This window comes from Anaerobacillus sp. MEB173, from assembly GCF_052119505.1.
Classification (GTDB): domain Bacteria; phylum Bacillota; class Bacilli; order Bacillales; family JBJMAU01; genus JBJMAU01.
In genome coordinates, this window is the sequence record NZ_JBJMAU010000003.1 from 164,712 (window position 1) to 186,503 (window position 21,792).

General features: G+C 36.7%; 23 protein-coding genes. All 23 read right to left on the bottom strand.

Features of this window, described 5'->3' with window-relative positions; genetic code table 11:
* Positions 1-3 precede the first annotated feature (3 nt).
* The 23 genes from fliI to rplS all read right to left on the bottom strand — a co-directional run bounded on the left by fliI (position 4) and on the right by rplS (position 21,756).
* Positions 4-1,323: a flagellar protein export ATPase FliI gene (fliI, locus tag ACJ2A9_RS08495; protein ID WP_441421208.1), complete on the bottom strand. Its 1,320-nt coding sequence runs from the start codon at positions 1,321-1,323 to the stop codon at positions 4-6.
* Positions 1,310-2,122, bottom strand: a complete 813-nt coding sequence (gene fliH, locus ACJ2A9_RS08500; protein WP_441421209.1) for a flagellar assembly protein FliH — start codon at positions 2,120-2,122, stop codon at positions 1,310-1,312. Before fliH ends, fliI begins: the two co-directional genes overlap by 14 nt.
* Complete coding sequence (gene fliG / locus ACJ2A9_RS08505) at positions 2,115-3,122, bottom strand: flagellar motor switch protein FliG (RefSeq protein ID WP_441421210.1); 1,008 nt, start codon at positions 3,120-3,122, stop codon at positions 2,115-2,117. The genes fliH and fliG overlap by 8 nt, the downstream gene beginning before the upstream one ends.
* Positions 3,123-3,134: 12 nt before the next feature.
* Positions 3,135-4,733, bottom strand: a complete 1,599-nt coding sequence (gene fliF / locus ACJ2A9_RS08510; RefSeq protein ID WP_441421211.1) for a flagellar basal-body MS-ring/collar protein FliF — start codon at positions 4,731-4,733, stop codon at positions 3,135-3,137.
* Between the two features lie 80 nt (positions 4,734-4,813).
* Positions 4,814-5,104 (bottom strand): flagellar hook-basal body complex protein FliE, encoded by a 291-nt coding sequence (fliE, locus tag ACJ2A9_RS08515; RefSeq protein ID WP_441421456.1) that lies wholly within the window; start codon positions 5,102-5,104, stop codon positions 4,814-4,816.
* 25 nt (positions 5,105-5,129) lie between these two features.
* Entirely contained in the window at positions 5,130-5,585 is a 456-nt protein-coding gene (gene flgC, locus ACJ2A9_RS08520) for a flagellar basal body rod protein FlgC (RefSeq protein ID WP_441421212.1), read from the bottom strand.
* Position 5,586: 1 nt separating this feature from the next.
* Positions 5,587-5,970 (bottom strand): flagellar basal body rod protein FlgB, encoded by a 384-nt coding sequence (gene flgB, locus ACJ2A9_RS08525; protein ID WP_441421213.1) that lies wholly within the window; start codon positions 5,968-5,970, stop codon positions 5,587-5,589.
* A gap of 342 nt (positions 5,971-6,312) precedes the next feature.
* On the bottom strand, positions 6,313-7,092 hold the full coding sequence (gene codY / locus ACJ2A9_RS08530; protein WP_441421214.1) for a GTP-sensing pleiotropic transcriptional regulator CodY: 780 nt from the start codon (positions 7,090-7,092) through the stop codon (positions 6,313-6,315).
* A gap of 27 nt (positions 7,093-7,119) precedes the next feature.
* Complete coding sequence (hslU, locus tag ACJ2A9_RS08535) at positions 7,120-8,514, bottom strand: ATP-dependent protease ATPase subunit HslU (protein WP_441421215.1); 1,395 nt, start codon at positions 8,512-8,514, stop codon at positions 7,120-7,122.
* A 120-nt stretch (positions 8,515-8,634) separates the two neighbouring features.
* Positions 8,635-9,177 (bottom strand): ATP-dependent protease subunit HslV, encoded by a 543-nt coding sequence (gene hslV / locus ACJ2A9_RS08540; protein ID WP_441421216.1) that lies wholly within the window; start codon positions 9,175-9,177, stop codon positions 8,635-8,637.
* Positions 9,178-9,658: 481 nt separating this feature from the next.
* Positions 9,659-10,966, bottom strand: a complete 1,308-nt coding sequence (gene trmFO / locus ACJ2A9_RS08545) for an FADH(2)-oxidizing methylenetetrahydrofolate--tRNA-(uracil(54)-C(5))-methyltransferase TrmFO (protein WP_441421217.1) — start codon at positions 10,964-10,966, stop codon at positions 9,659-9,661.
* A gap of 140 nt (positions 10,967-11,106) precedes the next feature.
* On the bottom strand, positions 11,107-13,179 hold the full coding sequence (gene topA, locus ACJ2A9_RS08550; protein WP_441421218.1) for a type I DNA topoisomerase: 2,073 nt from the start codon (positions 13,177-13,179) through the stop codon (positions 11,107-11,109).
* Between the two features lie 115 nt (positions 13,180-13,294).
* On the bottom strand, positions 13,295-14,176 hold the full coding sequence (gene dprA / locus ACJ2A9_RS08555) for a DNA-processing protein DprA (protein ID WP_441421219.1): 882 nt from the start codon (positions 14,174-14,176) through the stop codon (positions 13,295-13,297).
* A gap of 147 nt (positions 14,177-14,323) precedes the next feature.
* Entirely contained in the window at positions 14,324-15,229 is a 906-nt protein-coding gene (sucD, locus tag ACJ2A9_RS08560; RefSeq protein WP_441421220.1) for a succinate--CoA ligase subunit alpha, read from the bottom strand.
* A gap of 18 nt (positions 15,230-15,247) precedes the next feature.
* Positions 15,248-16,408: an ADP-forming succinate--CoA ligase subunit beta gene (gene sucC / locus ACJ2A9_RS08565; protein WP_441421221.1), complete on the bottom strand. Its 1,161-nt coding sequence runs from the start codon at positions 16,406-16,408 to the stop codon at positions 15,248-15,250.
* Between the two features lie 227 nt (positions 16,409-16,635).
* The gene (locus ACJ2A9_RS08570) at positions 16,636-16,911 is read right to left on the bottom strand and encodes a hypothetical protein (RefSeq protein ID WP_441421222.1); all 276 of its coding nucleotides are present in this window, start codon (positions 16,909-16,911) and stop codon (positions 16,636-16,638) included.
* Between the two features lie 6 nt (positions 16,912-16,917).
* The gene (locus tag ACJ2A9_RS08575) at positions 16,918-17,097 is read right to left on the bottom strand and encodes a small, acid-soluble spore protein, alpha/beta type (RefSeq protein ID WP_441421223.1); all 180 of its coding nucleotides are present in this window, start codon (positions 17,095-17,097) and stop codon (positions 16,918-16,920) included.
* A 134-nt stretch (positions 17,098-17,231) separates the two neighbouring features.
* Positions 17,232-17,507, bottom strand: coding sequence for an EscU/YscU/HrcU family type III secretion system export apparatus switch protein (locus tag ACJ2A9_RS08580; protein ID WP_441421224.1), 276 nt, complete (start codon positions 17,505-17,507; stop codon positions 17,232-17,234).
* On the bottom strand, positions 17,504-18,847 hold the full coding sequence (locus ACJ2A9_RS08585) for a hypothetical protein (RefSeq protein WP_441421225.1): 1,344 nt from the start codon (positions 18,845-18,847) through the stop codon (positions 17,504-17,506). Before ACJ2A9_RS08585 ends, ACJ2A9_RS08580 begins: the two co-directional genes overlap by 4 nt.
* Before the next feature lie 44 nt (positions 18,848-18,891).
* A complete protein-coding gene (locus tag ACJ2A9_RS08590; protein WP_441421226.1) occupies positions 18,892-19,689 on the bottom strand; it encodes a ribonuclease HII in 798 nt (265 codons plus the stop codon).
* A gap of 121 nt (positions 19,690-19,810) precedes the next feature.
* A complete protein-coding gene (gene ylqF, locus ACJ2A9_RS08595) occupies positions 19,811-20,653 on the bottom strand; it encodes a ribosome biogenesis GTPase YlqF (protein ID WP_441421227.1) in 843 nt (280 codons plus the stop codon).
* 9 nt (positions 20,654-20,662) lie between these two features.
* On the bottom strand, positions 20,663-21,217 hold the full coding sequence (gene lepB, locus ACJ2A9_RS08600) for a signal peptidase I (protein WP_441421228.1): 555 nt from the start codon (positions 21,215-21,217) through the stop codon (positions 20,663-20,665).
* A 191-nt stretch (positions 21,218-21,408) separates the two neighbouring features.
* Positions 21,409-21,756 carry a 50S ribosomal protein L19 gene (gene rplS / locus ACJ2A9_RS08605; RefSeq protein ID WP_441421229.1) on the bottom strand — a complete coding sequence of 116 codons (348 nt, stop codon included), beginning with the start codon at positions 21,754-21,756 and terminating at the stop codon, positions 21,409-21,411.
* Positions 21,757-21,792 lie beyond the last annotated feature (36 nt).

Sequence of the window (21,792 nt, forward strand, 5' to 3'; positions counted from 1 at the left end):
AATCTACCTTTCTTCCTTTCCAAAAAGATCAAGTAAGGTTGCGATTGATTGTTCTTGTGGAATCTCTTCTTCCGTTGACTGCTTTAAAAAAGAAATAATCTTCGGATACATTTGAATAGCTAAATCAACTTCCTTCGATGAGCCTCTTTTGTACGCACCAATATTAATCAGATCCTCAGAATCATAATAAGTGGCCAAAAGCTCACGTAGTCGGTTTGCCGCTTGACGGTGAGAAGGCATAGTAATATCATTCATGACACGACTAATACTTTTTAGAACATTAATGGCTGGAAACTGTCCTTTGTTTGCTAATTTTCGGTCTAAAACCAAATGGCCGTCTAAAATTCCCCGCACAGTATCTGATATCGGTTCATTTAAATCATCCCCGTCAACAAGCACAGTATAGAACGCCGTTATACTACCGTGTTCATTAGTACCTGATCTTTCTAAAAGCTTCGGTAACATAGCAAAGACGGAAGGAGTGTAACCTTTTGTCGTTGGCGGTTCACCTATCGCAAGCCCCACTTCTCGTTGTGCCATTGCAAATCTTGTAACTGAATCCATCATTAATGTCACATTTTGACCTTGGTTGCGGAAATATTCGGCAATTGCCGTTGCTGTTAGTGCGCCTTTTATCCTCATTAGTGCAGGTTGGTCTGATGTCGCCACAACAACAATTGTTTTCTTAAGCCCTTGAGGACCTAAGTCACGTTCAATAAAATCACGAACCTCTCGACCACGTTCTCCGATTAATGCAATAACATTTAGGTCCGCATCTGAATTTTTGGCAATCATCGCCATTAACGTACTTTTCCCAACACCACTTCCTGCAAAGATTCCCATCCTTTGTCCTTTACCGACACTAAATAGACTATCAATTGATCTAACTCCTATACTTAAGGATTGTTCAATACGTGGTCTTGTCATAGGATTCGGAGGATTTTGTTCAGTTGGGAACGGAGATAATCCCTTTGGCAGTGAGCTTCCATCCAATGGGTATCCACATGCATCAACTACCTTACCAATTAAACCAGAGCCTACTTTTATGTGGAGCGGTTTACCAGAGGCCTCTACTAAACTGCCGGGAGAAATCTCTGTAACACTCGTAAATGGCATAAGGAGTACATTTTCATCACGAAAGCCAACAACCTCGGCAACGACCTTCCGTTTCTTATCTTTCCCAACGAAAATATAACAAAGGTCACCGACTGATGCTTGTGGTCCTTTCGATTCTATCGTTAATCCAACAACCCTCGAAACTTTACCAAAATATTTATATGGATTGAGCTGTTCGACCTCGTATAACAATCTATTCGTGTTCATCTGACTCCTCCTGGAGCTTTTCCAACAATTTCTTCTTTATTTCGGATAATTGCGAAGTGACTGACGCTTCAATCTGCCCGTACGGCGTTTCAATTCTACAGCCATATACATCAAGTGATGGATCTGGGTAAATCATAAGATTTTGCATCCGATTAAGAATGGTTTTCAGTTCTGTTTTATGCCGTAATGTCATATCGTACATGCTAGGGTGGACGATAATTTTAATATCATCTTGTTCTCTCACTTCGTTAATCGCATCCTTAACAACTTGCAGCCAGGTTTCATCATGTTCAGCTAAAATGTAACCTGTAATTTTTTTTGAAACTTTCATAGCCAATTCAATCATCATCGGTTCAGCTTGTTCAATTTCTTCAATATAATTCCGTTTTGCCGAATCAATTAATGCATGGACCTCTTGAATCGCCTGATCATATTGCTGTTTCCCTTCCTCAAGCCCCTGATTAAATCCAGCCTGATAGCCCTCTTCTTTTGCGGATTGTAGGGCAACCTGCATCTGTTGTTCAAATTCTACTTTTTCATGCTCAATCTGCTGTCGTTTTAATAAACACTCGTCCTCTGTTTCTTTAAGAAGACGAGCAGCTTCTTTCTGGGCATTACTTAGCAGAGTCTCAATTTCTATTTGTTTATTAAAAATATCCTCATTCTGTTGTTCATTAACAGAACTATTTGTCACTTCATCATTTTCATCTTTGGGGTAAGAAAATCTCCGTAGCTGTATCATCTTTTTTTCCACTTGATTTGAGGTCGCAGCGAACGATGATTTTATGATGTTAGACAATAATATCATCTCCTCCGCCACGTGCAATAACGATCTCCCCAGTCTCTTCAAGTCGGCGTATTACTGCTACAATTCGAGTTTGCGCCTCCTCAACATCACGAAGGCGAACTGGCCCCATAAATTCCATTTCTTCTTTGAAAGTTTCAGCCATACGCTGTGACATATTTTTAAAGACAACTTCTTTTACATCGTCGCTGGAAACTTTGAGTGCCAATTGTAAATCTTCGTTTTCGACATCTCGAATTACTCTTTGGATTGAACGATTATCGAGTGTAACAATATCCTCAAATACAAACATTCGCTTCTTAATTTCCTCCGCAAGTTCTGGATCTTGGATTTCCAAAGCATCAAGAATTGTTCGCTCTGTGCTGCGGTCAACGCTATTTAATACTTCAACCACAGCTTCTATCCCGCCTGCCTGCGTATAATCTTGAGTAACTGTTGCTGAGAGTTTTTGCTCTAGAATCGATTCAACTTCATTTACAATTTCAGGTGATGTACTGTCCATTAAAGCAATCCTTTTTGCGACATCTGCCTGTAACTCCTGCGGTAATTCTGATAAGATTTGTCCTGCTTGTACTGACTCTAAATATGAAAGAATCAGTGCAATGGTTTGAGGATGTTCATTTTGAATAAAGTTTAATATCTGACTTGGATCTGCTTTTCTGGCAAAATCAAATGGCCGGACTTGAAGAGTAGATGTTAAACGATTAATAATTTCCATCGCTTCTTGTTCGCCAAGAGCCTTCTCTAGTACACTTTTTGCGTAACCAATACCGCCCTGCGCTATATAATCTTGTGCCAAAGCTAATTGGTGAAACTGATCTAAAACCTCATCCTTTAGATGAGGCTCGACCTTTCTAACGTTTGCAATCTCTAATGTTAGTTTCTCAATTTCTTCTTCTGTCAAATGTTTAAATATTTGGGCTGATACTTCAGGCCCCATCGATATTAGGAGAATCGCAGCCTTTTCTTTTCCTGTTAATTCTTTTCTAGCCATATTTCTCCCCTCCTAATCTTCTGATAACCAAGAACGAAGTAATTTTGAAAATTCTTCCGGTTTTTCTTTTGCCATTTTTTCTAACTGCTTTCTACGAGCTATTTCATCTGAATCTCGTTCTTCATTAATATCAGGAATATCAAAGGCAGGTTGTTCAACAAATTCTTCAAATTCCATATCCTTTTGGCGATTTTTGTTTTTCTTGAATAATAAAAACAGTAGTAAAAGAATAACAACAACAAGAACTCCACCAACAACGTATAACCACATAGGAATTTCATTAGATGCCGCCTGTTCAATTTCAACTTTTCCATTAAATGGCTGTGCCGAGACGAAAACCTTATCATTTATTTGCTCAGGAGTTAATTGATCGACAATATCTTTAGAGATACTTGTTCTTACAATTGTACTTAAAATTTGTTGAATATCATTCACCCGTTCAACAGGAAGCGAATTTAGGTTCTCAGGATCTGGTGGTTCCACCATTACTTGAATTCCGATGTCCCGTATTTGGTATGGACTCTCTACAATTTCTCTTCTTATTCGATTAACGTCATTATTTATTCTTTCTTCGATCCGTTCATAATCGCCACCACCGGCACCAGTCATTCCAATATAGTTTGGGATATCTGTTTCGCCTGCTCCTGCCACACCACCTTCTGGCATATCTTCTCCGGTGTATGTTTCCGTAATTCTCTCGATGCTTACGGCTAATCCTTCCATATTCTCTTCATCAACAGGTGTTACTAAACTTTCCTCACGATTTTCTTTCGTAAAATCAATATCAGTAGTAACGGAAACTAGGACTTTATCATGCCCCATTATTGTGCCGAGCATTTGTTGAACTTGTCTTTGTAAATCCCTTTCAATATTGTTTTTTATTTGACGCTGTTGATCATAAACTGTTAAAGTTGAGTCAAGTATAGAATTTTCATCATTTTTTAATTCAAAATGCTCAAACATTTGATTCATAATGACGATATTATCCATAGGGAGTTTTGGAACACTTTTGGAAACAAGGTGATAAAGGGCATTCACCTGCTGTTGATTCAATTGATAACCAGTAGCTAAGTTCAGAACGATTGATGCTGATGAAACTTGTCCTTGTTCTGATATCCAAAGACTCTCTTCAGGAAGTGTAATCATAACATTTGCACTATTTACACCTTCAATGTTACGGATTAAATTTGCCAGTTCTGTTTGTATCGCTGCACGCTCGATAACTGAGAATTCATTATCAGTCATACCAAAGCCCATTTTATCTTTAAAAACGCTATAATCAATGCTGCCACTCTTCGGTAATCCTTCGGCAGCGAGTTCAACTTTTAAAATATCTACTTGCTGTTCAGGCACACTGATTGTTGTGCCATTATCTGATATTTCTGACGCTATCCCCCTGGCATCTAAGGTTGCTTTTATTTCACCAGTTTCTTGTACACTAAGGTTTGTATACAACGGTACAAAGGTGGATTTAGAAGCAAAGGAAGTAACGAAGATTAGAGCGATAACGAGTAAAAGGAATGAACCAAAAATCATTCCTCTTTGCAACTTCGTCCGACCGTTCCAATATTCAATTAATCTATCTTTATATACGACGAGTTTCTCTTTCATTTTTCCTCCCAAACTGCAATGACCCCGGTAAAGTAAAAGAAATAAATAGAATAGTTACTTTCATCATTACATGATAACTATTAAACTTGCATTCTCATAACCTCTTGATATGCTTCGACAACTTTATTACGTATTTCAACTGTTGCTTGTAAACTAATACTTGCTTTTTGTCCGATAATCATTACTTCATGCAAATCATTAATATTCCCATTTACTAGTTTTTCTGTGGCTTTACTTGATGCATTTTGTGCTTCATTAACCTGATTCATTGCATCTTTTAATGCTGTTTTAAATTTAGTCTGCGCTTCATGGGGTGTAATTTTTGTTTGGTTATTTGAAGGTGTAAACACCATTGGTTGGATTCGATTCATTATATTATCCACCGCTCCTTACCTCCTATCGACCAATTTCTAATGCTTTCATTAGCATATTTTTTGTCGCATTAAGTGTTGTTACATTTGCCTCATAGGATCTTGTTGCCCCCATTAAATCTACCATTTCCTTAAGTGGATCTACATTAGGCATTGCTACATAGCCCTCTTCATTTGCATCCGGATGACTTGGTTGAAAAACCATCTTAAACGGGGTCTGATCTTCGATAATTCTGCTCACCCGAACTCCCTGACCAGGATTCTCTGTTTGGTTCATTGCTTTAGACAAGTAATTAGAGAATTTTCCATTTTTCAGCGGTTCCATTACTACCATTTTTCTCTTATAAGGCTGCCACTCTCCATTTACGATTCTTCCTCTAGTAGAATCGACATTTGCCATGTTCGCAGAAACAACATCCATACGTAGACGCTGTGCAGTTAAAGCAGAGGCAGTTGTATTAAAGCCCTGAAAAATTGACATCTTACTTACCTCCTAAAACTGTTTTTAGGCTACTAAATCTTCCATTCATTCGATCAATTAAAGCATTGTAGTAGATTTGATTTTTTGCCATTTCTGCCATTTCATAATCAATATCAACATTATTCCCATTATGATTTACAAATGTATTATTCATGGTCTTTATAACTGGACCGCCTTTATTAGAAGAACTAAATTGAAAATGGCGCTCATCAGTTCGATGAGCATTCATCGCTTCATTTAAGTGATTTTTAAATATCACTTGTTTTGATTTATAATTTGGTGTATCAACATTCGCAACATTTTGCGATATCGTTTTTTGTCGAAGAGATGCATTATTTAATGCTTGCTCTAGCACCATAAACGTTGAATTTGAAAACAGCTTCACAAAAATTCCTCCGATTAAAACCGACATAAAATTTACGTTATAGTCGTATTGTATAATATTGCGTAGGATAATGTCTAACAAACTTTAAATCCATCTTCTATTCAAGAAGAAAGACCTAATTAAAATCCCCTACTATAGCCTCATATTCTGTCGAATCATAGGCCTTTTATTTCTATTAGAGCATAATCTTGGTATCTGCACATTATTTATTCTATATAATATTTTAATAGCTATATTTAAAAAATTTGTTACAGTTTTTTTTATTGGAAAAAGAGCAAAGCGCTTGATCTAAAAAAATGAAAAAAGCTATTTCAATTTAATGAAATAGCTTTTTAAATCTAACTAGTTTGTTTTTAATTTTTCAAGTTCTAATAAAAATTTATCATTTAATACCTTAATATACGTTCCTTTCATACCTAGAGAACGTGATTCAATTACACCAGCACTTTCAAGCTTTCTTAGTGCATTAACGATCACCGATCTTGTTATTCCAACTCGGTCAGCAATTTTACTTGCAACCAGTAAGCCTTCATAACCATCTAACTCCTCAAAAATATGTTCAACAGCTTCTAATTCACTATATGAAAGTGAACCAATTGCCATTTGTACGACTGCTTTGCTGCGAGCCTCTTGTTCAATTTCTTCAGTTTTTTCATGAAGAATTTCCATACCAACTACTGTTGCACCGTATTCAGCCAAAATTAGATCATCATCTGAAAATGACTCTTTTAATCTGGCGAGAATAAGTGTACCTAATCTTTCTCCCCCGCCTTGAATTGGAACGATTGTTGTTAAACCAGAACCAAACAGCTCTTTATTTTCAATTGGGAAGGCTGTAAACTCACTCTCAATATCTAGATTTGAAGATGTTTCTTCTATTTTAAATAAACCACTCGTATACTCTTCTGGAAATTGTCTTTCCTCTAACATCTTTTTCATACGTTCATTTTCAATTTCTTGCTTGATAGCAAATCCTAACAGCTTCCCTCGACGACTAACGACAAAAACATTTGCCTCAATGACATCACGTAGTGTCTCAGCCATATCTTTAAAATTTACAGGCTGTCCTGCTGTTTTTTGTAACATTTCATTAATCTTTCTTGTTTTGTTTAATAAATCCATATTTACTTTTCCTCCTAGGTCGATCCTTTACAAAATATATTGACTTAAATCTCTATTTTTAGCTACAGAGGCTAATTTTTCATCTACATATGATGGAGTAATAATAATTTCTTCTAACGTTATATCTGGTGCTTCAAAAGATAAGTCCTCTAGAAGACGTTCAAGAATTGTGTGTAGTCTTCTCGCTCCAATATTTTCTGTTTCTTCATTTACTTCTGTCGCAATAATAGCAATCTTACGAATAGCATCGTCAGAAAACTTAACTTGTATACCTTCTGTTGCCAATAAAGCTTGATATTGTTTAAGTAAAGCATTATCTGGTTCAATTAAAATTCGAACAAAGTCATCAACAGTTAAACTGTTTAGCTCAACACGAATTGGAAAGCGTCCTTGTAATTCAGGTATTAAATCGGATGGCTTAGACATATGAAAGGCACCTGCTCCAATAAATAACACGTGATCTGTTTTAACAGGTCCATACTTCGTTACAACCGTTGAACCTTCTACAATTGGCAGAATATCCCTTTGGACACCTTCTCTTGATACATCTGCTGAGTTTTGATTCTTCCCAGCCACCTTATCAATTTCATCAATAAAAATAATACCTAACTGCTCAGCACGGCGAACTGATTCCTGTGTGACTTCATCCATATCAATTAGCTTTTGTGCCTCATCCTCAATCAGGACTTTTCTTGCTTGGGAAACACTTAACTTTCTCTTCTTTTTCCTTTTAGGCATCATACCGCCAAGCATATCTTGCATATTAATTCCCATCTGTTCCATCCCTGACCCTTGGAACATATCTAAAAAGCTTTGCGACTGTTCATCAACCTCCACAGTAATGACCTCATCTTCAAGTTCCCCCATTGCTAATTGATGGGCAACTTTTCTTCGCTTTTGAGTTAAATCTTGATCTTCATTTTGTTCATTATTGTCATTCTGTGATTGATTTTGATTACCAAAGAACATTTCTAGCGGATTTTTATATTGACTTTGTTTTTGTTTAGAAGGAACGATCAACTCAACAATTCGTTGGTTGGCATTTAATTCAGCCTTATCTCTCACTCCGAGCATTTTTTCTTCCTTCACAAGGCGTATTGATGTCTCTACTAGATCACGGACCATCGATTCAACATCTCGGCCAACATAGCCTACTTCTGTAAATTTTGTTGCTTCCACCTTCACAAAGGGGGCACCTACCAATTTTGCTAATCGCCGAGCAATTTCAGTCTTTCCTACTCCAGTCGGGCCAATCATTAGAATATTTTTTGGGGTTACTTCATCGCGTAGTTTTTCATCAAGCAAGCTACGGCGATATCGGTTTCTTAATGCTATAGCAACTGATTTCTTCGCTTTTTCTTGACCGACAATATATTGGTTAAGCTTTTCAACAATTTGACGCGGTGTAAATCGCTCTTTCATATCATCACTCCCAAAAGAATTTAACGAATGCATCAAGCCTTTTATATCGATCTATGCGATTCAATTTCTCGTGATCAATACAGGTTCTATTCTACTTACGCACGAATCAATCTACATACTTTATAATTCTTCAACAACAAGATTATCATTTGTATATACACAGATCTCAGCTGCTCCTTCTAAAGCAGCTGTAGCTATTTCCTTCGCCGATAAATTTGATGCATGTTTCTTTAATGCCCTTCCTGCGGCTAAAGCGTAATTTCCTCCTGAACCTATTGCTAAGATTCCATCGTCAGGTTCAATCACTTCCCCAGTTCCAGATATTAGAAGTAAATGTGATTCATTCAAAACAATCAACATTGCCTCAAGCCGTCTCAATACTTTATCACTGCGCCACTCTTTTGCCAGTTCAACTGCTGCACGCTGCAAATTGCCATTATATTCGTCAAGTCGACCTTCAAACTTTTCAAACAATGTAAAGGCATCAGCAACTGAACCAGCAAATCCAGCCAATACTTTTCCATGATATAACTTTCTTACCTTTCGCGCTGTGTGTTTCATCACAACGGCATTTCCAAATGTCACTTGGCCATCACCAGCCATAGCTGATTTTCCATTGTGTTTAATTGCAAAAATTGTAGTTGCATGAAACGAATGTTCCATAAATGTACTACCTCCTATTCATACTCTCCATTCACAGCTCCTATTTTTGCGAATTCGCCCTGATTATTCAAATTCCTATAATCGGTTGTAATTTTCATGTATTAGAACAAAACAAATGAATTTTATTTTTATGTATGTATACAAGCTGCTATTTTCATTGCATTTACAGCTTACATTGAAGTAATAATATATTCTAGCATTCCCTTGTTTACTAATTACTTATCGAGCTTACATAAAAATTCTACGTATAAAGATTTCTTTTATGTCTAAGTTAAATCAATATGTTACACGAGAGCATACGAAACAGCAGCAAGACTTATCAACAGCATGCTGCTTACTTTATTGTATAGATCTTTATTCTTTCATTTTGTATTCGGCTAGTCATTATTTGCACAAAAGCTGAATCATATGTTTTTAACACGATAATCACCTCACAGGGCTACTAAATTGTATCACAATTTAGTAGCCCTGACAACAAAGTTTACAATTTATTCACAAAATTCTGAACTGCATCAATTGCCCGGTTAGCTAATTGCTCATATCTTTCTTTTTTATTCTTTATCTTTTCTCCAAGGGGTGGAAGTAAACCAAAGTTTGCATTCATCGGTTGAAAATTCTTTGGATTAGCCGTTGTTATGTAATTGGCCATACTTCCTATTATTGTCTCTTCAGGGAAAATAATCGTTTCTTTCTCTTGAACACTTCGAGCAGCATTCAACCCTGCCACTAAACCTGCAGCTGCACTTTCAACATATCCCTCTACCCCAGTTATTTGCCCTGCAAAAAACAGATCTTCCCTATCTTTATACTGATAGGTTGGCTTTAATAAATTTGGAGAATTAATAAAAGTATTACGATGCATAACACCATATCGGACAATTTCTGCATTTTCTAAACCTGGAATTAGCTGAATTACTTCTTTTTGAGGACCCCATTTAAGATGAGTTTGGAACCCTACTATATTATACAGTGTACCTGAGCTATTATCTTGTCGTAGCTGAACAACTGCAAAAGGGCGTTTACCAGTTTTCGGATCTTCTAACCCAACTGGTTTCATAGGACCAAACAACATTGTCTTTTTCCCACGATTAGCCATGACTTCAATTGGCATACATCCTTCAAAAAAGATTTCCTTTTCAAATTCTTTTAACGGAACCGTTTCCGCAGATACCAATGCTTCATAAAAGCGGTTAAATTCCTCTTCAGTCATTGGACAATTCAAGTAGGCTGCTTCACCTTTATCATACCGCGATTTTAAATAAACTTTCTCCATATCGATGCTTTCTGTTTCAATGATTGGAGCTGCCGCATCATAGAAGTATAAATACTCTTCACCTGTTAATGCCTTTAATTGATCAGACAATGCTTTTGATGTTAGCGGACCTGAAGAAATTACTGTTGGACCTTGAGGAATTTCAGTAATCTCCTCATGGATGACGGTAACCAATGGATGGTTTTTGACTCTATCTGTAACTAAAGCAGCAAATTCATGGCGGTCAACGGCTAGAGCCCCACCTGCTGGAACTGAACAATCATCTGCAGAACGAATGATCACTGAATCAAGCACCCGCATTTCTTCTTTTAGGACACCGACTGCATTCGTCAGCGCATTTGAACGTAATGAGTTACTGCAAACTAGCTCAGCAAATTTATCAGTATGATGAGCAGGTGTTTGTTTTACCGGTCTCATTTCATATAATCTAACTGGAATACCTTCTTTTGCAATTTGCCACGCTGCTTCACTTCCAGCTAATCCTGCTCCAATTACGTTTACATATGTACTGCTCAAAATAAATTCCTCCAAAAACATTCAGTTTAGAATGTAGAGTTTAGAGTGTAGAGTAAAAAATCATTGAGTGACTTTACAAGAAGTAACTACATGAAACACTTTCAAACAACTCTATACTCTAAACTTTCAACTCTAAACTCTTAGTTCGTTTCTTCTTTGTAATCACATGATGTACATTGTACATGTACGCCTTTTTTCGTTTTCTTTTCCACTAAGAGAGATTGACACTTCGGACATGGACGGGCAATTGGTTTATCCCAAGATACAAATTCACACTCTGGATAACGATCACATCCAAAAAAGGTTCGGCGTTTTTTACTTTTTCGTTCAACGATATTGCCTTCCTTACAACTTGGACATTTCACTCCTATATCCTTAACGATTGCTTTCGTGTTTCTACAATCAGGAAAGTTCGAACAAGCCATGAACTTCCCATAGCGCCCCATCTTATAGACCATTTCGTGTCCACACTTTTCACAATCTTCTCCGGCTGGCTCATCTTTTATTTCAACTTCTTTCATTTCTTCCTCTGCGACTTTAAGTCGTTTTTCGAATCCGTCATAAAACTGATCAATAATCTGGATCCAATTTTCCCGACCTTCTTCAATATAATCGAGGTCGTTTTCCATCTTTGCTGTAAATTCAACATCTAATATTTCAGGGAAAAATTCTACAATTAACTCTAACACAATTTCCCCTAATTCGGTCGGTATAAATCGTTTATCCTCTAAAGCTACATAACCTCTTCTTTGAATCGTATCAAGCGTAGGTGCATAAGTTGAAGGACGACCGATCCCTAACTCTTCCATTGTTTTCACTAATCTTGCTTCCGTATAACGTGGTGGCGGTTGAGTAAAATGCTGATTCGGTTCGATAACCTCTTTGGTTACCAATTTCCCCTCTTCAAGGTTAGGAAGTAAACGGTCCTCTTCCTTTTTCCCATCATCATTACCTTCAATATACACTTTCATAAAGCCTGGAAATTTCAGTTTAGAACCAGTTGCTCTAAACAATACCCCTTCATTTGTAAGGTCGACTGTCATAGTGTCCATCACAGCAGGTGCCATTTCACTCGCTACTAGTCTTTCCCAAATTAATTTATACAAACGAAATTGGTCACGGCTTAAATAACTTTTGATATTTTTCGGGTCTTTGTATACCGACGTTGGGCGGATTGCCTCATGGGCATCTTGTTGCTTTTTGTCTTTTTTGATCTCCCTTTTTTCTGTTCGGGCATACTCAGCTCCATAATTTTCTTCAATGTATTGTTTCGTTTCCTGTTGTGCAGTCTCAGATATTCTTGTAGAATCTGTACGCATATAGGTAATTAAACCGACAGTTCCTTCTTTACCTATATCAATTCCTTCATATAATTGTTGAGCGATCATCATCGTTTTCTTGGCTCGGAAGTTTAGCTTGCGAGCCGCCTCTTGTTGTAATGATGAGGTCGTAAAAGGGGCAACCGGATTTCGTTTCCGTTCCTTTTTCTTAACAGATTCAATTAAAAAGTTTTCACCTTTTAATCGAGTTAACACTTGTTTCACTTCATCTTCAGAACCTAATTCTGTTTTCTTCCCATCAACCCCGTAAAATTTAGCTTCGAAAGGTTCATCATTTAACTTAAATGTCCCTTGAATACTCCAATATTCCACAGGTACAAATTCTTTAATTTCTTTCTCACGTTCGATGATCATTTTTACTGCAACAGACTGAACACGTCCGGCACTTAGTCCTTTTTTTACTTTTTTCCAAAGCAAAGGGCTAATATTATATCCAACTAGACGGTCAAGAATTCGACGGGCCTGTTGTGCATCCACTAAATCCTTATTAATTGGACGCGGGTGCTTAAAAGCGTCTTTAATCGCTTGTTTTGTTATTTCATTAAATACAACTCGACAATCTGAATTTTCATCGATATTTAAGCTATGTGCTAAATGCCAAGCAATTGCTTCACCCTCGCGATCAGGGTCAGCTGCTAAATACACTTTTTTCACCTTTTTAGCCGCTGTTTTTAAATCCTTTAATACCGGACCTTTCCCACGGATAGTGATATACTTAGGTGTAAATTCTTGCTCTATGTCAACTCCCATTTGACTTTTCGGTAAATCACGTACATGTCCCATTGATGCTTTTACCGTATATTTTTTCCCTAAGTATTTACCAATTGTCTTTGCTTTAGCGGGAGATTCAACGATCACTAAATAATCTGCCATATATTTTGTTTCCTCCCCCTCCGTTAGTAATTTAAAATCTTCCCTATTATTAACCACTATTTTGTCATTTGTCAAACATATTTGAGAAAAAAATTAGTGTTTTTTTCATTTTCGCCTAATTTTGACCATTTAATTCAGTTAAAATGTCATCAGAATTTAGTACTAATTTTGCTCCCTGCTGAATTAATTGATTTGTCCCTACAGACCTTTTCTCTAGAATCGAACCTGGAACTGCAAAGACCTCTCTTCCCTGCTGAAGAGCCTGATCAGCCGTAATGAGAGAACCGCTTTTTTCCCTCGCTTCAATTACAATTGTCCCTTTTGTTAATCCGCTTATAATACGATTACGCATAGGAAAATGCCATTTCGCAGGCTTCACAAAAGGGGGATATTCAGAAATTAACAAATGGTCCCGCTCTAACGTTTCAACCATCAATTGATGGGCTTTTGGATAAATATGATCGAATCCAGAACCTAATACAGCAATGGTTTTACCTCGATTTTCAACAGCTAATTGATGGGCACTAATATCAATACCAAGCGCTAAACCACTAACAATAACCCAGCTTTTTTCTATAATGGGCAAGAGCAGCGTTTTTAAACTTGCTAACCCATTTTTGGAAGGATAACGAGTCCCTACTACACTAATGAGTTGTTGATTATTTAAATATGTATGGTCTCCCTTACAATATAGAACCCAAGGAGGATCGTATATTTCCTTTAGCAATTTTGGATACCTTTCATCAACTATTGTTATTGGTATAATACTCTTTTTCTCATAATAATGTAAAACATTTTCTTTCCTTATATTTTGTAAATCATGAAAAAATAGTGTAGCATGTTCTTTTTTCATTCTAAATTTCATCATAAGTTCAGTAAGGTTCATGTAGTAGATACTTTCTAGAGAAGAATCAGTCTGAAGAAACCGGGCAATTGTTTTCCAACCAATTCCACGACACTGATGAATATGAAGTAAGCGCTGACTTAATAGTTCCATTTGTAAAACCTCTCCTCTATTAGGTTCTAAAATAGACTTCATTTATTAAATTTTCTGTATTTTCATACGATAAACTGCTTATTTATTTACATTCAGTAATATTAAAAAATAGCTCCCAAATTAAATTGGGAGCTATATTCTAGCTTATTACTTATGAGTAATACACTTTTCTAATAAGCCTTTTTCTTCTAATACAGAAACTAGTGTATCGCCCATAACTGAAGGAGTTTGAGCAACTTTTACACCGCAGCTTTCAAGAGTGCTGATTTTTTCTGCAGCAGTTCCTTTTCCACCAGAAATGATAGCACCAGCATGTCCCATACGCTTACCTGGAGGGGCTGTTTGTCCACCGATAAATCCTACAACTGGTTTTGTCATATTAGCTTTAATCCACTCTGCTGCTTCTTCTTCAGCTGTTCCACCGATTTCACCAATCATGATTACTGCATACGTATCTTCATCTTCATTAAATAGTTTAAGAACATCGATGAAGTTTGTTCCGTTTACAGGGTCTCCACCAATTCCTACTGCTGTTGATTGTCCAATACCTTTTGTCGATAATTGGTGAACAGCTTCGTATGTTAGAGTTCCTGAACGTGAAACAACCCCAACATGTCCTTTTTTATGAATATAACCTGGCATAATACCAATTTTACATTCTTCAGGTGTGATTACACCTGGGCAGTTTGGTCCAACTAAACGTGTTTTCTTGCCTTCCATAAAACGTTTAACTTTTACCATATCCATTACAGGAATTCCTTCTGTAATACAAATCGCTAAATCTAACTCAGCATCTACAGCTTCCATAATAGCATCTGCAGCAAATGCAGGTGGTACGTAAATAACAGAAGCATTAGCACCTGTTGCTTTCACAGCATCTTCAACTGTATCAAATACAGGAATTCCTTCTACTTCAGTACCGCCTTTACCAGGAGTTACTCCCCCAACGATTTGTGTACCGTATTCAATCGCTTGTTGTGTATGGAATAAACCAGTTGCCCCAGTAATCCCTTGTACAATAACCTTTGTATCTTTATTAATCAGGATACTCATTCTCCACGTCCCGCCTTTCTATTTCACTAATGATACGATTTTCTCTGCGCCGTCATCCATAGAATCAGCAGCAGTAATATTTAAACCCGACTCATTTAAAATCTTCTTACCTAGATCAACATTTGTACCTTCTAAGCGTACTACTAGAGGAATTTCTAAGCCAACTTCTTTCGTAGCTGTAACTACACCCTCAGCAATAATGTCACACTTCATAATTCCACCGAAGATATTTACAAAAATTCCTTTTACATTTGTATCTGAAAGGATGATTTTAAATGCTTCAGTAACCTTTTCAGCTGTAGCTCCGCCTCCAACGTCAAGGAAATTCGCAGGGTCACCATTATAATGCTTGATGATATCCATTGTAGCCATCGCAAGACCTGCACCATTAACCATACAACCGATATTTCCATCTAAAGAAATATAGCTTAAATCGTATTTAGATGCTTCAATTTCCTTTGGATCTTCTTCATCCAGATCACGATATTCTAAGATATCCTTTTGACGGTATAAAGCATTTGAATCAAAATTAAATTTCGCATCTAATGCCATTACTTTGCCATCACCAGTCGTAACAAGCGGATTGATTTCAGCAATTGAACAATCCTTTTCAATAAATACTTGGTATAATCCCATCATAAACTTTACAGCTTGTCCAACTAATTCTTTTGGAATATTAATGTTGAAAGCTAAACGACGAGCTTGATAGCCTTGGAATCCTACCGCAGGATCGATAACTTCTTTAAAAATTTTCTCAGGTGTTTTTTCTGCTACTTCCTCAATTTCAGTACCACCTTCTTCAGAAGCCATCATAACGACACGTGAAGTAGCTCGGTCAAGAACTAAACCGATATAATACTCATCTTTAATATCGCAGCCCTCTTCAATAAGCAAGCGCTTAACTTCTTTTCCTTCTGGTCCTGTTTGGTGTGTAACAAGTGTTTTGCCTAAAATCTCACTCGCATATGTACGTACTTCGTCGATATTTTTGGCTACTTTTACACCGCCTGCTTTACCACGCCCACCAGCATGGATTTGCGCTTTTACTACACACACTTGTGTGCCTAACTCTTGTGCTTTTTCTACTGCTTCTTCCACAGTAAATGCTACTTTACCGTTTGGAACAGCAACTCCGTACTTTCTCAGGATCTCTTTACCTTGATACTCGTGGATATTCATTCTCCATCCTCCTATCACTTGCCCAAAAAATTAAATGCATTTTTACATTCTATTCTATCTTATTTAAAATAGTCAAAAAATGCACGTCTTTTTTATTATTCGATATACTTTTACAAATTCCTCTTACTTTTTTAAAAAGTTCAATGTTTTTTTGGTTTTTTTGAAAAAATAATAATTTTTTGTTGAAAAAAGTCATTTCGCATAAAAAAGTGAAGTACTATGAGACTTCACTTTTTCTTTTTCTCTTCGTCTGGACGTGAACCAGTAAAGGAATCGTTTCCATAGCTAACGTTTTGAGTTGGATGCATAAATATACTTTTTGGAGGGTTCATCTTTTCTTCTGCTACTTCACAATCTTCACCTTCAAACCAATCCATTTGTTCTAGCGGAGAATTTTCTTCTTCAACCCAGTAATCACCAGACATCATTGCCGGGTCAATATTTTTATTCCAGCTGTCTAAAGGAGTTTTCGGATTTGGTTCAAATTCTCTTTTATCCTTCACAACTCATCACTCCTTATTTTTATTTTTCTCGTCTTCTTTTTTAGCTTCTTCAGTAATTCGTTTTGTTACTTCTGTCAACATTTCGCTTTCTAAAACAGATCGATGAATACCAAACTCATGAGCAATTTCTTCTTTATACTGTTGAAGAAACTGTTCTCCTTCCGGTACAATTAACGGATTTCTCACTGGAAACACCCCTTTATTTAATGAGCGATTCAATGATAGTATATCCTTAACCAATTTATTTATTTTCGTACAAAATTGAAATAAGCCCTGAGAAGCAATTCTCCAAGGGCTTATTTCAATTTTGTAGTGAAGGATTACTTCTTTTGATCAAGTCGATATACAAAAGCAAATATTTCAGCAACAACCTCATATAATTCTACAGGGATATCTTCATTAATTTCTAATTGCTGCAGGAGATGTACTAAAGAACAATCTTCCTGTATAGGAATTTGGTTTTCTTTAGCCACCTTGATGATTTCTTCTGCCACAAAGCCTTGGCCCTTGTCAATGACTTTAGGTGTTTGATCACGATTTACATCATAACCGAGAGCAACCGCCTGTTTTCTATTTAGATTTTGGTTTATTTTCATACTCGTACGTCTACCCCTTGATATAGTGCTTGTTGCTGATATCGCTGTGGACCTTTAGTTATCGTTGTTTTATTAGGACGATTCGTTACCTGTGTCCATTTTACAATTGATAAATGATACCCGTTCTCTTCAAGATTGCCTTGCAGTATAGGCTGTAAGGCACTAATCATAGAAGCTGGCCGTTCTTTTTCATTATAAATTTGGATAGCGACTACTCTGTTCTGAATTTGTACATCAATAATTGTTTCTTGTAAATGTTCAAGCTGTAAATATAAAATAATTCGACAGTGATCGGTGTCCAAATCTCCTTTTTCGTTTTTTTTCCCTTGCCATTGAACGGTTAAATCTGATTGAAATTGACCTAATGTAAGTGGAATTTGAACCATATATTGCTGAAGAGGTCCATGTTGCTCACTATAAAATAATTGCAATCCAGTAATATGGTGTATTAATGACTCTATACGTTGCTTAATTGATGAATCAATAGGAGTCTGTAATGCCTTGAGTAAAAGTGGCTTTAATCGTTCAAAAGTAATCTCTTCTAACCGCTGATTCCCAACCGCTTGTTGTAGTTCATGTTCATAATTTAAACCTATTAATTGTATTACTTTGTGAAGATGTTGAACGATATTTGTTTGCCCTTTTACTTTATTTAAGTTTTCAATGTTTGTTTCGACTGATGTGATAATAACTTCAGTACTAATTTGACGTAGCTGCTGATAAAGTAACCGGAATTGCTTGTCTTCGTTCGATTTGTTTTCAAGTATTGAAGTCAGTTGTGCAAGTTGATTTGATATCGAATCACCAAAAAGGGTTTGTTTAACAGCTAGAAAAACAGACAATGAAAGCGGGAGATTTTTTTGGAGAATCGTCTTTAAAATTGTAATCCCATCCTTATTAATCATCCCAGATTTAGTTAGTAGTTCACCACCAATACGAATATCTTCCTTTGAAAATGGAACTTCTTCTTTTGAAAAATGTTGAAGAATAAACTCATTTTCTTTACTTACCGCCAAACCAAATTGCTGTAATAACTGTTTCATTGGTAATGATTGCTGAGTCCCTGAAGTTTGCTTTCGTATTGTATTGTGATCGATTACTTTTAGGTGTGGAATCCCCTCTCCTGATTGAACTTGAAACCAATAACGTTCTCCTTGTGTTAATGCCGCTTCTAACTTTGCCGTTAATGCGATCCCTCCTAATTGAAGTGATGCCAGTTGACCAGGATATAGTTTTACAATTCTACCTTGAAAAATTTGCCCGGATTTTAATGGGACAGTTTTCAAATGTACTGGGTCTACTCCTTTTAATAGATGCTGAACTAAATTGGCATTAAACATTGATTTCCTCCCAAATATTAAACCGTTGTATGCACTTTACTCTATTAGAAAAGCTTCATTTGTTGTTCCTTTTCCATTAACTCCTTAATAGGTGAGAACGACCTGCGATGTTCATTCATGACCCCATACTCACTTAACGCATTAAGATGCTGCGCTGTTCCATAACCCATATGATTCTCAAAACCATATTGAGGAAAACGGCTTCCCAACTTCTCCATTATTCGATCGCGCGTAACCTTTGCAATAACTGAACTTGCGGCAATCGAAACACTATTTTGATCTCCTTTAATAATTGAAGTTTGCGGAAGTGATATCGGTAACTTCATTGCATCGATTAACAGATGTTCTGGCTCAATAGGTAAATCTAATATTGCAGTCATCATTGCTTTTTTCGTTGCTTCATAGATATTGATTTCATCAATTTCCTTAGCAGTAATAATGCCTATGCCCACCGCAAAGGCATGTTCGATGATATATTCATAAAACTCATCTCGCTTTTTACTCGTTAGTTTCTTAGAATCATTTAACCCTAATAAATAAAAATCATCCGGTAAAATGACTGCTGCAGCAACAACAGGCCCTGCTAGTGGTCCTCTTCCTACTTCATCAATCCCGGCAATGATTTTCTTATTTTCCTTTCGCAGTGCATTTTCATAAATGGACATCTTTTCAAAACTTTTCTCTAGTTCTTTTTGCTCTTCCCGCTGCCGCTGCCATTTCTTAACTAATTTTTGTACACCTTTACGGTCATCTTTTGAAAGTTCCTTTAACTTCTGCTTTGTTAATACATTAGATGGATCAAATAATATTTCTTCTATCTCTTTAATTGAAAGTTTCCCCATAAATTAATCGTCCTTTTTATCTTTACTCTTTCTATCGACAGTCAATAGGGTTTTCTTTACAACTGTCTCTACAATCGATAAAAGACACGCCAAAGACGTGTCTTTTATCCTGATAATCTATCTAAGGTTGTTCAAATGTTAAACGACCTAATTTTCCGGACCGCAATTCCCTCAAAATTAGTTCTGCCGCTTTATCATAATCGATATATCCACCGCTTAATAAGCAGCCTCGTTTTCTGCCAATTTCATCAAACAACTCTATGACATCATCAGGAATATCTGTTAATTTGTAACGCTCTTTTAAGCGCTCTGGGTATACGTCTTTTAAATAACGAAGAGCAAAGACAGCGACATCTTGAAAATCAAGAATTTCATCTTTAATTGCCCCCGTCACTGCCAAACGAAAACCTATTGTTTGATCTTCAAATTTCGGCCAAAGGATTCCAGGAGTATCTAATAGTTCCATATCTTTTCCTACTTTAATCCATTGTTGTTTTTTAGTTATTCCTGGCCTGTCTCCTGTTTGGGCAATTTTTTTCTTTGCTAAGCGATTAATCAACGTCGATTTGCCAACATTTGGAATTCCTAATATTAGACAACGAATAGCACGAGGTTTCATCCCTTTTGCCTTCAATTTATCTAGTAAAGCTGATGCCAATTCCTTTGAAGCCGCTGAAATTTTCTCAACACCTCTTCCTGATTGAGAATCAATCGATAACACCTTAAACTGCTTTCCTTCAAAATACGACACCCATTTTTCTGTAAGGGCAGGATCAGCCATATCAGCTTTGTTTAATAGAATCAGCCTTGGCTTATTAGTAACAATTTCATCAATCATCGGGTTTCTTGAAGATAATGGAACTCTGGCATCAACCAGCTCAATCACTACATCTATAAGCTTTAATTTTTCTGTAACTTCCCTTCTTGCTTTGGCCATATGGCCCGGGAACCATTGAATAGTCATGACTTTCACCTACTTTGCAATTCGAATATCGGACAGTGGCCAAAAGACAATATTTGCTTTCCCAACAAATTCTTCTTTTGGGACATTACCAATATTACGACTATCCTTACTATGACGCCGGTTGTCTCCTAAAACAAAGTAATGTCCTTCAGGGACAACATATTCACCCGTTACCTCTTCTAACGTAAAGTCATACGTTAAGCTTCCACCATCAGTAACCTGTTGTTTATAAAAATCTAAATAAGGCTCGTCTATCGGTTCACCATCTACATAAAGTATGTCATTCTCATATCGAATTGATTCACCGGGCAGCCCAATAATTCGTTTTATGTAATCTTTCTCTGATGTAGCATGAAAAACAATAATATCAAACCTCTCAGGACTTCCAATCGTATAGCCAATCTTATTTACGATTAGACGATCTTGATCATGCAACGTCGGCATCATTGATTCCCCATCAACAACAATTGGTGCAAATAAAAAGTAGCGAATTAATACCGCTAAAAGGAGAGCAACAAACAGTGCCTTTGTCCATTCCCACGTTTCATTTTTCGCACTCGACATAAGCTTCCCTCCATTATGTCTACTACACGTTTCATTTTAAAATGATATTCAAAACACCGGAAAACAGCAGTCAAACGTTATCCCCGTTTCAAACACTCACAATAAGAATATTATATAGCAACTAAATAGAAACTAACAACTAAAATAAGTTGAAAAAAGGAGCTTGTGAAATCAAGCTCCTTTCTTTACTTCTAGTATCTAATTTCTTTAATACGAGCCGCTTTACCGCGAAGTGCACGTAAATAGTATAATTTAGCACGACGTACTTTACCACGACGCATCACTTCGATCTTATCGATTTTCGGCGAGTGTAATGGGAATGTACGTTCAACACCTACACCATAAGAAATTTTACGAGCTGTAAACGTTTCACTAACACCAGTACCACGACGCTTGATAACAACGCCTTCAAATACTTGGATACGCTCACGAGTTCCCTCAACGACCTTTACATGAACACGTACAGTGTCACCAGGGCGGAATGTTGGAAGGTCAGTTTTTAATTGTTCCTTCGTAATTTCTCGGATAATATTGTTCATCGTAATGTTCCCTCCTTCCATACAGATGCTCTATAC